Annotated in this window: 10 protein-coding genes, 1 tRNA gene and 1 other RNA gene; 9 read left to right on the top strand and 3 right to left on the bottom strand. The window is 72.4% G+C overall.

The genetic code is table 11. From position 1 onward, the window contains the following. A partial coding sequence (gene eccCa, locus AAG827_RS20550) for a type VII secretion protein EccCa (protein WP_341928074.1) occupies nt 1-3493 on the bottom strand: 3493 nt, incomplete at its 3' end. Nucleotides 3494-3654: 161 nt separating this feature from the next. Between eccCa and AAG827_RS20545 the strand changes: the two genes are divergently transcribed. The 6 genes from AAG827_RS20545 to AAG827_RS20520 all read left to right on the top strand — a co-directional run bounded on the left by AAG827_RS20545 (nt 3655) and on the right by AAG827_RS20520 (nt 10163). After that, entirely contained in the window at nt 3655-5046 is a 1392-nt protein-coding gene (locus AAG827_RS20545) for a hypothetical protein (protein ID WP_341928073.1), read from the top strand. Nucleotides 5047-5186: 140 nt separating this feature from the next. Then, nucleotides 5187-5510 (top strand): WXG100 family type VII secretion target, encoded by a 324-nt coding sequence (locus AAG827_RS20540; RefSeq protein ID WP_292679096.1) that lies wholly within the window; start codon nt 5187-5189, stop codon nt 5508-5510. An 11-nt stretch (nt 5511-5521) separates the two neighbouring features. After that, nucleotides 5522-5818 carry a WXG100 family type VII secretion target gene (locus AAG827_RS20535; RefSeq protein WP_292679094.1) on the top strand — a complete coding sequence of 99 codons (297 nt, stop codon included), beginning with the start codon at nt 5522-5524 and terminating at the stop codon, nt 5816-5818. 209 nt (nt 5819-6027) lie between these two features. Next, complete coding sequence (gene eccD, locus AAG827_RS20530; RefSeq protein ID WP_341928072.1) at nt 6028-7392, top strand: type VII secretion integral membrane protein EccD; 1365 nt, start codon at nt 6028-6030, stop codon at nt 7390-7392. Nucleotides 7393-7398: 6 nt separating this feature from the next. Further along, nucleotides 7399-8859, top strand: coding sequence for a type VII secretion protein EccB (locus AAG827_RS20525; protein ID WP_341928071.1), 1461 nt, complete (start codon nt 7399-7401; stop codon nt 8857-8859). Next, nucleotides 8856-10163: a S8 family serine peptidase gene (locus tag AAG827_RS20520; protein ID WP_341928070.1), complete on the top strand. Its 1308-nt coding sequence runs from the start codon at nt 8856-8858 to the stop codon at nt 10161-10163. Before AAG827_RS20525 ends, AAG827_RS20520 begins: the two co-directional genes overlap by 4 nt. Before the next feature lie 2 nt (nt 10164-10165). Here the strand turns inward: AAG827_RS20520 and AAG827_RS20515 are convergent, their stop codons facing one another. Further along, the gene (locus AAG827_RS20515; RefSeq protein ID WP_341928069.1) at nt 10166-11119 is read right to left on the bottom strand and encodes a hypothetical protein; all 954 of its coding nucleotides are present in this window, start codon (nt 11117-11119) and stop codon (nt 10166-10168) included. Between the two features lie 149 nt (nt 11120-11268). Between AAG827_RS20515 and AAG827_RS20510 the strand changes: the two genes are divergently transcribed. Further along, nucleotides 11269-11613 (top strand): hypothetical protein, encoded by a 345-nt coding sequence (locus AAG827_RS20510; RefSeq protein WP_341928068.1) that lies wholly within the window; start codon nt 11269-11271, stop codon nt 11611-11613. 82 nt (nt 11614-11695) lie between these two features. Here AAG827_RS20510 and AAG827_RS20505 read toward each other — a convergent pair. After that, nucleotides 11696-11782 (bottom strand) — tRNA-Ser (locus AAG827_RS20505). 85 nt (nt 11783-11867) lie between these two features. On the opposite strand from AAG827_RS20505, the gene ffs reads away from it, so the two are divergent. Both ffs and dnaX read left to right on the top strand, forming a co-directional pair. Next, nucleotides 11868-11958, top strand: an RNA gene (gene ffs, locus AAG827_RS20500) — signal recognition particle sRNA small type. A gap of 89 nt (nt 11959-12047) precedes the next feature. Then, on the top strand, nt 12048-12950 hold a 903-nt coding region (gene dnaX / locus AAG827_RS20495), incomplete at its 3' end, for a DNA polymerase III subunit gamma/tau (protein ID WP_341928067.1).

Below are 12950 nucleotides of genomic sequence, written 5' to 3'. Positions count from 1 at the left end.
CGACCAGGATGATCTGGGCCTCCTGCGGGGTGCGGGTGCGCAGCACCTCCTGCGCGTAGGCCCGCAGCAGCGCGGACTTGCCGGACTGGCCGTCGCCCAGCACGAGCAGGTGCGGCTCGGAGTCGGGGTTGAGCGCGACGGGGGCGAGCTCCTTCTCGTTGATGCCGAGCAGGAGGCGCTTGTCCGTGACCTCGCCGGGGGTGGTGGGGACCCCGGCCATCTCCCGCACCCGCGAGAGCAGCACCTGCTCCGGCAGCAGGCGCAGCTTGGGGCCGGCGGGTCCGTGCCAGGCGGCCGCCACGCGCTTGATGAGCTCGTCGACGCCGTCGCCCAGCGTCTCCGCGCCGGGGTCGCCGTCGATGCGCGGGAGCGCGCCGAGGAAGTGCAGCTTGCCCTGGATCAGGCCTCTGCCGGGACGGCCCGTCGGCACCAGCTGCGCGATCTTGCGGTCGATCTCGGAGTCCATCGCGTCACCGAGCCGCAGCTCGAGCCGGGTGCCGAAGAGGTCGCGCATCGCGGCGCGGAAGTCGGCCCAGCGGGAGGCGGCCGTGACGATGTGGAGACCGAAGGTCAGGCCTCGCGAGGCGAGCTGCTGGATCTCCATCTCGAGGTCGTCGAAGTCCGAGCGCAGCGTGCTCCAGCCGTCGATGACGAGGAAGACGTCGCCGTAGCCGTCGTCGGCGCGGCCCTGGGCGCGCCGTGACCGGTAGGTCTCGATGGAGTCGATGCCGTTGGCGCGGAAGTAGGCCTCGCGACGGTCCACGATGCCGGAGACCTCGGCCATGATCCGTCGTACGACGTCGGGCTCGGAGCGCGTGCCGACGCCGGAGACGTGGGGCAGGTGCGTGAGCGGGGCGAAGGTGCCGCCGCCGAAGTCGAGCACGAAGAACTGGGACTCCGTCGGGGTCGTCGTGAGCGACATGCTCGTCACGACCGTGCGCAGCAGCGTGCTCTTGCCGCTGCGCGGACCGCCGACGACGGCGACGTGGCCCGACGCGCCGCTCAGGTTGATCGTCAGGGTGTCGCGGCGCTGCTCGCGCGGACGGTCCACGGTCCCGAGGGGCACGACGAGCCCACCGAGGGCGCGCCACTGCGGGGAGACGAGCCCGAGCTCGGGGTCCTCGACGAGGTCGACCATCAGGTCGTCGAGCGTGTCGGGGACGTCGAGGGGCGGCAGCCAGACGGCGTGGGCCTCCGGTCCGTGCCCGACCATGTGCTGCACGGCGATGTCGAGCAGCGACTCCTGGCTGTCCTGCTCCACCGGTGCCTGGGGCTCCGGCTCGGGCTCGTGGAGCTCGAGCTTGTGCACCTCGGAGATCGTGAACGGGAGGATGCCCTGGAGGTGGCCGCCCTCGTCACGGCGCACGCGCACGCGGCCCGACGGTGGACCGGAGACGTAGGCCGCCTTGAAGCGGGTCATCGACGTGGGGTCGGGCTTGAGGTAGCCGAGGCCTGGGACGGCGGGCAGCTCGTAGGCGTCGGGGACGCCGAGCACGGCCCGGGACTCCTGGGCGCTGAAGGTGCGCAGGCCCACGCGGTAGGACAGGTGCGACTCCAGCCCGCGCAGACGACCCTCCTCCAGTCGCTGGGAGGCGAGCAGGAGGTGGAGGCCGAGGGACCGCCCGAGCCGGCCGATGGCGACGAAGAGGTCGATGAACTCGGGCTTGGCCGACAGCATCTCGGAGAACTCGTCGACCACGACGAAGAGCGACGGCATGGGGGCGAGGTCTTCGCCGGCCGCCCGGGCCTTCTCGTAGTCGCGGATCGAGGCGAAGTTGCCCGCGTCGCGCAGCAGCTCCTGGCGTCGCACCATCTCGCCGGACAGTGCGTCCTGCATGCGGTCCACGAGGGTGAGTTCGTTGGCGAGGTTGGTGATGACCGCCGAGACGTGGGGCATGTCGGACATGCCGGCGAAGGTCGCGCCGCCCTTGAAGTCGACGAGCACCATGTTGAGCTGCTCGGAGGAGTGCGTCATCGCGAGACCGAGGACCAGCGTGCGGAGGAACTCCGACTTGCCGGAGCCGGTCGCGCCGATCACCAGGCCGTGCGGGCCCATTCCCTGCTGGGCGGACTCCTTGATGTCGAGGTGCACCAGGCCGCCGGACTCGCCGAGGCCGATGGGCACCCGCAGCCGGTCGCGGGCGGGTCGGGTGCGCCAGGCGGCGTCGGGGTCGAAGGTGCGCACGTCGCCGAGGCCGAGGAGGTCCATGAAGTCGGTCGGGCCGGCGATCTCGCCGGTGCTGGGCTCGGCGGTGCCGGTGGAGACGGTGTGCAGCGGGGTGAGGCGCCGAGCGAAGGCCTCGGCGGTGGCGAGGTCGCACTGGTCGGCCTTGGCGCGGATCGGCTCCTCGCGCAGGCGCAGGGCCATGACGGGCGCCTGGCGCTGGCCCTCGTCCACCGCGGCGTCGTCGAAGAGGATGCGCAACCGGCTCGCGTCCTCGAGCTCTCCCCACCGGGCCGGCAGGTCGAGGACCGTCACGCCGTGGAGGCCGTCGGGCGGGATCACGTGGTTGCCGGGAGGCAGCTCGACACCGTCGGTGACGAGCAGGATGTGCGGGATGGCAGGGCGCTCGTCGGCGCCGAAGCGCGGGCGGTCGCTCAGGTCGGGCGGCAGCAGCGTGGCCAGGTCGGCGAGCGAGGTGGTGACCATGCGCATCGGCCCGACCGCGTCGCTCTGCTCGGCGCTCTGGGCGTGCGGCAGCCACTTGATCCAGTCCCAGTGGGCCAGGTGCTGGTCGGAGGCCAGGACGGCGACGAGCAGGTTCTCAGGGGAGTGGAAGGCGGTCGCCGAGCAGATGATGGCGCGGGCCAGGGCCCGGGCCTCCTCCTCGTCGCCGCAGATGTCGACGCCGTCGAAGGCGCGCAGGTCGATCGAGGCGGGCAGGTCCGGCTGGAGCCGGTGCACGACCAGCAGCCGGTGCAGGGCGGAGGCGGCGGCGGGGTCGACCTCGTCGATGGGGGCGCTCTCGGGCGGGACCAGCTCGAGGGCGAGCGGTTGGGCGCAGAGGCCGTAGCGGACGTGGAGGAACTGGGCGTCGGTGCTGCTGTGCTCCCAGATCCGCGAGCGCTCCTCGGCCAGGGCCGGCAGCGACGAGGGATCGGGGTGGTGCCAGGTCAGGGCGCGTCGTTGCTGGTCGGCGGACTCGCGCGCCACCTTGCGGACCTGGCTGAGGTAGCGGAGGTACTCGGTGCGTGAGCCCGTCACCTGTTGGGCGCGCTGCTTCCGCTGCCGGTCGACCTGCACGATGATGAAGCCGACCGTGGCGAAGAGGAACATGCCGGCGGCGATGAAGCGCAGCGAGCCGCCTCCGGTGCGCGAGCCCATGGTGGCGACCAGCACGATCGAGCCCAGGCTGCCGAGCATCGGGATCGCGTTCATCATCACGCCGGCAGCGCCCTCGCTGGGCTGGATCTGCGGCGGGGGCTGCAGGACGATCTGCCCGGACGGCATCTCGGGCTCGTCGACCCGAGCCCCGCGAAGCGTCGTACTCACCGTGATCAGTCCTCGCCTTCGACCATCCGTGCCCGAGAGGGCCGGTCCGCTCCCGCTGCGGAGGCTTGATGATAGGCACACCGCGCCGTGACCACCCTGGTCAACGACTACGCTGCGCTCGACCGGGTGGATCGGCACCCGCGACTCTTCGGGGAGGCGACGTGACCGGCTCGGGCGGCGAGACCACCATGCCCACGGCGGACGTCGTCGCGCTCAGCGTGCACGGACCGGTCGGCGTGCTGGACCTCCTCGTCCCCTCCGGGGCATCGGTCGCCGACGTCGCCGTGGAGTACGCCGACAAGGCCGGCCTCGGGTCCGTCCCGGCACTGTGCACCCCGCTCGGTCGGCGGCTCACCCCCGACCAGGCCCTGGAGACCGCCGGGGTCGGACCCGGCTCGGTGCTGGTCGCGCTGCTCCCCGGCGGGGAGCCGACCCGCGGCACCGGACGCCGCCGGCGCACCGACGACCGTGCCTCCCGACCGGCGTCGCCACCACCGGGCGCCCTGTCGGTCCTGTGGTTCAGCGTCGCCGTCGGCCTCGCGCTGGTCGCGGGATGGGCGGCTTCCCAGGAGCCACCCTCCGACCTCCGCACGACGACCGTGGTCGTGCTCGGTGCCGCGGCGTTCCTCGGGATCCTGCCGGTCGGGCGCTACGCCGCGCACCGGATCCTCGCGGCCCCGGTGTTCGCTGCGGCGGCCGCCTTCGTCGTCGCGTGGGACCCCGCGCCCGAGCGGCTGCCCACGATCATCGGGGTGGCCGCCCTGACCGGCGCCGTGACCGCGGCCATCGCCCGCGCCCTGGACCGACACTCCGAGGAGGCGCTCCGGGTCTGGGTGGTCGTGGGTTCCCTGGTCTTCGTGCTCACCTGCGGCGCAGCGCTGCTGGACTTCCGGCCCCAGGTCGCCTGGGCGCTGCTGCTCCTGCTCGCCACGCTCGCGGCGCGGTTCGTGCCGTCCTTCGCCATCGACGTGCCCGACCAGTTCCTCATCGACCTCGAACGGCTCGCCGTCACCGCTTGGTCGGCCCGTGACCGCCCCACGGGGCGGCGCGGTCGCATCGTCGTGCCTCCGCGTGCGGTCGAGCTCGTCGCGGCGCGCGGCACCCGCATCGTCACGGCTTCCGCCACCGCGATCCTGGCCGTCGTCGTGGTCTCCGCCCCGCTGCTGCTGGAGGCCGCCACCCAGCGCCACGACGGGGTGGGCGCGCGGGCCATGGTCGGGTTCTCCGGGCTGTCCCTGCTCTTCGCCGCCCGCAGCTATCGCCACCTCGGTGCCCGGGCGCTGCTGCGGGCGGCCGGCCTGACGTGCGTGCTGGTGCTGCTGGTCGTCGTGCTGGTCGAGGGAGGCGCCGGCTCCGACCTGGCCATCGGCATCGTCGCCCTGGTGCTCGCCGGGGCCGTGATCCTGCTCGCGGTCCCGCTGGGCCGTGGCTGGCGCTCGGCCTGGTGGTCGCGTCGGGCCGAGGTCGCGGAGAGCATCTGCGCGTCCTTCGCGGTGGGTGCGGTGGTGGTCGCCGTCGGCCTCTTCCGCCACCTGTGGGAATTGACAGGCTGAGGTTTAGGGGTCTAGGCGCCGGGTAAAGACGTGCTTGTCCCGCTCCTCACCGGGAGCGAGGCCCCGAAACAGCGTTCCACCTGACGAAGAACCCACCCCTCATGCGCGGCTGACCGTCGCCAGAATCGAAGGAGAAGGCCATGGCAGAGACCGCCAACGAGTTCGGCCAAGGCGAAGGAGTCCTGACCCGCGCGGCCGGGATGGTGTCCGACGCGCGGATCGACTTCAACAACATCAGCCGCCAGCTGTCCGACCAGATCGCCGGCGTGCAGGGTCGCTGGGGCGGCCAGGGCGCCACGGCGTTCTTCGCCCTCCAGCAGGCCTGGACCGAGAAGCAGCAGGTCATCGTCGACGCCCTCAACGAGTTCGAGAACTCCCTCGGCGTCACCGAGCGCGACAACATCAGCACGGACGACGCCCAGGGCGCCAACTTCACCAACCTTTCCAACCGCATGGGCAACTGAGGAGCATCGACATGAGTCTCGACGGAATTCGCGTCAACCACGGTGCGGTCGACCAGGCCGCGGCCGACATGTACCAGAAGGTCAAGGACATCGACGACCGCATGAACCGCCTCGAGCAGGAGCTCGAGCCGCTGCGCAGCCAGTGGGTCGGTAACGCGCAGGAGCAGTACCGCGTCTCGAAGGCCAAGTGGGACTGGGCCATCCAGGAGATGCGTGACCTGCTCGACCGCAGCAGCCAGACGGTCTACCAGTCCAACGCTGAATACAAGGCCGCGGACGCCCGCGGCGCCGCTCAGTTCGAGATCTGAGTCCTGGGTCCTGGGTCCGTCGGACCCGGACCTCGGAGGGGTCGACACATGACGTGTCGGCCCCTTCGCACGTCCTCGTGCCGCCGCACCGCCACATGCAGACACACGTCCACATGCAGACACACGTCCACATGCAGACATTCTGGGCGGGCAGGGTCGGCGGGTAGCATGCGGCTCGCTCGTCTGCTGCGCACATCTTGGGAGAAAGAATGAGCCAGACCCCCGTCGGGACCTCGGGACTGGTGCGCGTGACGGTCACGTCCGGCACCCGTCGCGTCGACCTGGTGCTGCCCGGGGCCGTGCCGGTCGCCGAGCTGGTGCCCGAGCTCGCCCGCAGCGTCGGCATGCTCGACGCCACGACCGTCTACGGCGGCTACCACCTGTTGACCTCGGAGGGTCGCCGGCTGGCCACCGACTCCGGTCTCACCCTCCAGGGCGTCGAGGACGGCGTGACGCTGACCGTGACCGCCGGCATCGACGACGCCACACCACGGGTCTACGACGACGTGGTCGAGGCCATGACCGACGTCGTGGAGCGCGACCTCAAGCCGTGGCAGCCCGCCTCCGGGCGCCGTACGGCGTTGTCGGCGGGGGCCATGCTCATGGCCCTCGGTGCCGTGGCGCTGCTGGTGCAGGACGGCTCGCAGCTGGCGGCCGTCGCGGCGGCGACGGTGGCACTCGCCCTGGTCGCGGGCGCGATCGTGCTCTCGCGGGTGCAGGTCGAGGCCGAGGCGGCCGTCGCCGTGGCCTGGATGGGGGCGGGCTACGCCGCCGTGGCCGGCTTCATGCTGGCTCCCGAGGGCGGACTGTCGGACCTGTCCGGCCTGCCGGTGGCCTTCGCCGGTGCCGGGGCGCTGGTGGCGGGCCTGGTCTGCCTGGTCGGTCTCGGTGACGGTCGGACGCTGGTGATCCCACCGGTCGTGGTGGGTGCGGTCTTCGTCGGCACCGGCTTCCTGGTCGACTCCACCGACGTCGACCCGACGATCCTGCTGCCCGTCGTGATGACCGTCGTCGTGATGATCGGCAGCGTGTTCCCCTGGCTGGCCCTCGGTGTCACCAAGACGACCGTGGACCAGCTCTACTCGGCCGCCGACATCACCGCCGACCCCGACGAGGTGGACCCCCGCCGCGTCGGGGCCGACGCCCGCGTCGCCCACGAGATCCTCGTCGCCATCTCCGGCACCGTCGGTCTCCTGCTCGTCCTCGTCGCGCCGGTGGCGGTCTCCCGCGGGCTCTTCGGCACGCTGCTGGCCGTCGTCGCGTGCCTGATCGTCATGCTGCGCACCCGCCAGTACCGCACGGGCTCCGAGGTGCTGGTCGGGCTCGTCTCCGGCATCGCCGGACTGGTCGCGGTCGCCGCCTCCGTCCTGACCATGCACGAGTCCTGGCGCCCGGTCGCCGCCGTGGTGCTCGCTGCCTCGGGCGCCGTGCTGCTCGCGGTCACGCTGCTGCCCACGACGCCGTCCGTGCGCCGCGGCAGGTTCGGCGACGTCGTCGAGAGCATCGCCCTGCTGACTCTTCTGCCGCTCCTCGTGCTCGCCGTCGGCGTGTTCGAGTCGATCGTCGAGGGCTGATCGCCGGTGGCCACCAAGAAGGACCTCGTCGAGGCCCATGCGTTCAGTCGTCGCCGTCTCGTCACGGCCTTCGTCTCCGGTGCCCCGGGTGGACGCGAGGTCGAGCCGACGCGACCGGGACGCACGATCATCGGGGGCGCGGCCCTGGCCGTGCTGCTGCTCGCGGGTGCGGCCATCGCCGGGGTCTTCAAGCCCGACGTCAACATCGACTGGGACGAGCCGGGCCTGGTGCAGTCGAAGGAGAAGGGTGCCTCCTACGTCATCCTCGAGCCGGACGAGGACGGCAACCCGCAGGTGCGGCCGGTCATCAACATCACCTCGGCCCAGCTGATCCTGGGCGAGGAGAACGCCGTCCCCGAGGTCGTGCCGCAGTCCGAGATCGACACCAACACTCCGGGCGCCGACATCGGGATCCTCGGTGCGCCCGTGACCGTGCCCGAGACCGACGACCTCATCCAGACCGGCTGGACCGCCTGCACCGACGACGGACTGGGCCTGCACCTCGACGTGTCCGAGACCGACCGGGTGACGGCCGCTCCCGAGGCCGGGCTGCTGGTCAAGAGCCAGGGCTCGTTCTACGTCATCGCCCAGTCCCGGCCCGAGGGCACCGAGCTGTCGCGCGCCTACAGCTATGCGCTGCCCACGAACCTGCCCGGCCTCGACAACACCCTGCGGGCGCTCGGCCTGCCGATCCTCGAGCAGGCCAAGGTCGTGCCGGCTGACTGGCTCGCGCTCTTCCCGCGTGGTGGGTCCCTCGACTTCGCGAGCTTCGGCCTGGCCGGCTTCGGCGAGGTGTCCGACCAGGCGGGCCAGGGAGGGCTCCCGGACAACGCCCGGATCGGCGACTACTACGAGATCGACGGGCAGCTCTTCGTCGTCACCGAGGACGGCCCGGCCCAGTTCAGCGAGTTCGCACGGGCGGTCTACCTCGACGCCCGCCTGCCCCGGGTCGCGCGCGACCTCGGGCTGACCACCCCGCCCGACGTCACCGCCGGCGTCGAGCCCTACCTCGACGCGGACTGGCCGGGGGCGGTCCTGCGCCCTGTCGTGGGTGAGCAGTGCGCCCGGCTGGAGCCGGCGTTCGGCTCCGTCCCGGGTGTCGTGCTGGTGGAGCTGCCGGAGGACGAGGCCAGCGCCGCCGAGGTCGAGGGTGGTCAGCGCGACGTCACGGTCGACCCCGGCAAGGGCGCCTTCGTGCTGTCCGGCGGCTGGGAGAGCTCGCAGGTCGGCGAGCCGTTCGTCATCGACGCCAAGGGTTACAGCTATGCCCTGATCGGCACCGACGCGGTCACCAACCTCGGCTTCGACGACGACGAGGCGCCCGTGGTCCCCGACAGCTGGCTCGAGCTGTTCGTGGAGGGCGAGGCCCTGTCGGTCGACGCCGCGCTGTGCCCGCCGACCCGGCCGGAGGAGCTGGGGCAGGGCGCCGAGGACGAGCAGGCCGGCGAGAGCCGCTCGTGCGAGTGAGCCGTGCTGCCCGGGGCGGCCGGGCCGGGGCCGCGGCCGGCCTGACGCTCGGGCTGCTGGCCCTGGGCGGCACCGCGCCGTCGTACGCCGTCGACCAAGGCTGCGAGAACATCGCTACCGACCAGGCCGACGTCGTGACGACCGAGCGCACCGGCTCCCCGGTCCAGCTGATGCAGGTGGCGAGGGCCCAGCAGGTCGCCGCCGAGGGTGGCCGGGTGCCCGGCGCCGGCGTGACCGTGGCGGTGCTCGACTCGGGGGTCGCGGACTCCGACCTCATGGACGTCGTCCGCCCGGCGGGTCAGGCGGCGCGCGAGCTCGTCGACCCCCAGGGCACCTCGATGGCCGGGCTCATCGCGGCCCAGGGGACACCGGAGGAGCCCATCGGCATCGCCCCCGGCGCGAGGATCCTCGACGTGCGCGTCTACGACCGCCGCGACCCCGACGACACCAGCGCCGAGGTGGGTCCCCGTGCCGACCTGCTGCTGGAGGGGCTGCGCTACGTCGCCGGCCTGCCCCGCGGCGACGTGGGCGTGCTCGTGGTGGGCCTCAGCTTCGCCCGCACCCCCGAGCTCGACGCCGACCTGCGTGCCGTCCTGGCCGACCTCGCGGCCAAGGACGTGCTGGTGGTGGCGGCGAGCGGCGACCGTCCCACCGAGGAGTCCGACGCTCTCTACCCCGAGCTCGGCTACGACGGCGAGGAGCCGCCGCACGGTGAGGACGCGCGGCCGGTGATCTGGCCGGCGGCCAACCCCGGGGTGCTCGCGGTCAACGCGACGGGCACCGCGCTCGTCGAGGACGAGGTGGTCGTGGGCGACGCCGACGGTGAGGTCCTGCGCAGCTCGGCCACCGACCTGGCGGCCCCCACGCTCGACGCGGTCTCGGTCGGCATCGACGGACGCAGCACCTGCCTGCTGTCGGACATCTCCACGGCCTGGGCCGCCGCCGAGGTGGCCGGGGTCGCCGCCCTGGTGCGATCAGCCTTCCCCGAGGAGTCGGCGCGACAGGTCGTGGCCCGGCTCGAGAGCACGGCGACGGGCTCGCTGCGCGCGTCCACGGTGCTGACCGGTCACGGCGTGGTCCAGCCCGTCGAGGCGCTCACCCGACCGCTGCGCCCGACCGAGGAGGGCGACGTCGGGGGGACCCGGGTCGTCGACGAGGGCGACCAGCGGGCCGAGGCGCCGCAACCGGAGGCCGACGTGCTCGCCAGCACGAAGCGCAACGCCGTCTGGTGGGGGCTGCTGGCCGGTGGGGCGCTCGTCGTGGCCGTCCTGCTCCGCCCGGTGCTGGCCCGCCGGCGCGACTGACCTCAGCGCGTCGGGGGAGGCGCGGACAGCACGAGCCGCGAGCCGAGCCGCAGCCCCGCCGGCAGGGTGGAGATCACGACCAGCGCGACGAACCCGCTGAACAGCTTGTCGGCCAGCGAGACCAGCAGGTTGGAGAATCCGACGGACACGGTCAGCTGGTGGGTGAGCGCTAGGAAGGTCGTCGTGATCGTGTCCTGGCCGTTGCCCGCGGACCCGCCGTAGAGCCCGACCAGGATCGGCACCGCCAGGAGCGTGCAGAGTGCTGCCACCATCACGTTGAGCGCGAGGAAGCGTGGCAGGGTCCGGCCGAGGCCGAAGCGCCTCACTCCGTATCCCCAGGCGAGCGCACCGGCGACGTTGACGATCGCGAAGGGGATCGACGCCGGGCCGCTCAGGAGAGCCCCGACCACGTTGGTCGAGGCGCCGACGGCGGCCCCCCGCCACGGGCCCAGCGCGATCGCGGCGATGGCGGTCCCCACCATGTCGAGGTGGATGGGCAGGTGGAGGAAGTCCACGAACGTCCGCCCCAGGAGGTTGGCCGCCAAGCAGGCCGCCATCAGCAGCACGGCCTCCCGGACGCCGGCGGGCGGGACGACGGAGGACTCGACCGGCTGGGGCTCCGGCGCCGAGGACTGCTCAGGGGGCTGGGGGTGTCGGCAGCGTGCGATCCAGCCGTCGACGTCGGCGTCGCTCCCGCCGAGCGCCGTGCCGATGTCGCGCACGAGCTCGAGGTTGACCCGGGCGCGGCCGGTCCGGAAGGCATCGTAGACCGTCGTGCGCGCGACACGGGCCGCGTGCTCGCTCGCGCCACGGGCCAGTCGCTGCTCGCTCACCCGGCGGGCGATCTCGGCGAACGACGGGTCGCCGGCGCGCGTGCGCAACGTCTGGAGCTCGAGGGCCAGGTGGTCCCAACGGGCCTCTTCGCGTGACTCGGGCGGGGTGCCCTGCACCTCCACGGGCGCTCCTCCAGCTGCAGGTCCGACGATGACCCCAGCGTAGTCACTGCAGGAGCCCGGTGTGACCTGATCCCGTGGCCTGTTCGGGGTTGTTCGGACTGCGCTCGGCGGGTGGTGTCCGTGGGTGCGACACCTCTCTAATGGTGGGCATGAACGCAGCACGCATGCTCGAGCGGGAGCGCGCAACCGACCGTGCGGCCTTCGAGGGGCTGACCCCCGGGGAGCACGGCCTCGTGAGCACCTTCGCCGACCTCCACGGCTTCCCCTGGGACGACTACGCGGACGTCTTCGACGACCTGGCGATCCTGTCGGGCTGCGAGCCGTCCTTCCACGAGGTCCTGCGGGCGCTGCTGGGTCGCCACGTGGCGGTGCTCCGGGAGGGCATGGCCGGCGTCACGGCCGCCGTCGACCTGCGGGACCTGGTCGACCTGGCGACCTGGATCGACCGGTGCCTGGCCCACTTCCTGCCCCTGGACCGGACGCTGCCCTCCTAGGGCTGGTCTGCCGGACCCCCCTGAGACGCAGGACGCCGGCTCCCGTCTGTCGACGAGAGCCGGCGTCATCCCTGCTCAGCGGCGGAGGATAGGGGATTCGAACCCCTGAGGGCTTTCACACCCAACCCGCTTTCCAAGCGAGCGCCATAGGCCACTAGGCGAATCCTCCGCCGGAGACCTTACCGGGCAGGTCCCGGGTGGATGAAATCGATCCCACCTCGGACTCTCGTCGGGGATCGCCTAGACTTCTCCGCAACCCCCCGTGTGGCGGCATCTCGCCCAACTCCCCCAGGGCCGGAAGGCAGCAAGGGTAAGTGAGCTCTGTCGGGTGCATGGGGGGCCTTTTTCTTTTCACGCCCGCCCGGGAGGCGGTCCTCCACCGAGGACGGACCGGCCCGCTACCGGGTGTCGGCGCCGGTGGTTAGTGTTCTGACGTGGAGTCACCCCTCGCGCTGTACCGCCGCTACCGACCTGAGACCTTCCAGCAGGTCATCGGGCAGGAGCACGTGACGGAGCCGCTGCGGGTGGCCCTGGCCAACAACCGGGTCAACCACGCCTACCTCTTCTCCGGCCCGCGCGGCTGCGGCAAGACCACGTCGGCCCGCATCCTGGCCCGCGCGCTCAACTGCGACCTCGCCCCCGTCGCGGACCCGTGCGGCGAGTGCCCGAGCTGCGTGGACCTCGCCCGCGGCGGCCCGGGCTCCATCGACGTGATCGAGATCGACGCTGCCTCCCACGGTGGTGTGGACGACGCGCGCGACCTGCGGGAGAAGGCGTTCTTCGCGCCGGTGCGCAGCCGCTACAAGGTCTACATCATCGACGAGGCCCACATGGTCACGACGCAGGGCTTCAACGCCCTGCTCAAGCTCGTGGAGGAGCCCCCGCCGCACCTGCGCTTCATCTTCGCGACGACCGAGCCCGAGAAGGTCATCGCGACCATCCGCTCGCGCACCCACCACTACCCCTTCCGCCTGATCCCGCCGCGGCTGCTCTCCTCCTACCTGACCGAGCTCTGCACCCAGGAGGGTGTCTCGATCGAGCCCGCCGCGCTGCCGCTGGTCGTGCGCGCCGGCGCCGGCTCGGCCCGCGACACCCTCTCGGTGCTCGACCAGCTGCTCGGTGGCGCGGGTCCCGAGGGAGTCACCTACACCCTGGCCAGCGGCCTGCTGGGCTACACGCCCGACACCCTGCTGGACGAGGTCGTCGACTCCTTCGCGGCCGGCGACGGCTCGGCCGTCTTCGGCGTCGTGGACAAGGTGATCGAGACCGGGCAGGACCCCCGCCGCTTCACCGAGGACCTGCTGCGCCGCCTGCGGGACCTGGTCATCGTCTCCGCC

This window comes from Nocardioides psychrotolerans, assembly GCF_943371775.1.
In the GTDB taxonomy this organism is placed as follows: Bacteria; Actinomycetota; Actinomycetes; order Propionibacteriales; family Nocardioidaceae; genus Nocardioides; species Nocardioides psychrotolerans_A.
The sequence above is the reverse complement of the archived record's forward strand: the minus strand, read 5'-3'. Positions and strand labels throughout refer to the sequence as shown.

Excerpts from the sequence above, each read along its gene's own strand:
- AAG827_RS20540 (WP_292679096.1), top strand. The coding sequence starts at position 5,187 with ATGGCAGAGACCGCCAACGAGTTCGGCCAAGGCGAAGGAGTCCTGACC.
- AAG827_RS20535 (WP_292679094.1), top strand. The coding sequence starts at position 5,522 with ATGAGTCTCGACGGAATTCGCGTCAACCACGGTGCGGTCGACCAGGCC.
- eccD (WP_341928072.1), top strand. The coding sequence starts at position 6,028 with ATGAGCCAGACCCCCGTCGGGACCTCGGGACTGGTGCGCGTGACGGTC.
- AAG827_RS20510 (WP_341928068.1), top strand. The coding sequence starts at position 11,269 with ATGAACGCAGCACGCATGCTCGAGCGGGAGCGCGCAACCGACCGTGCG.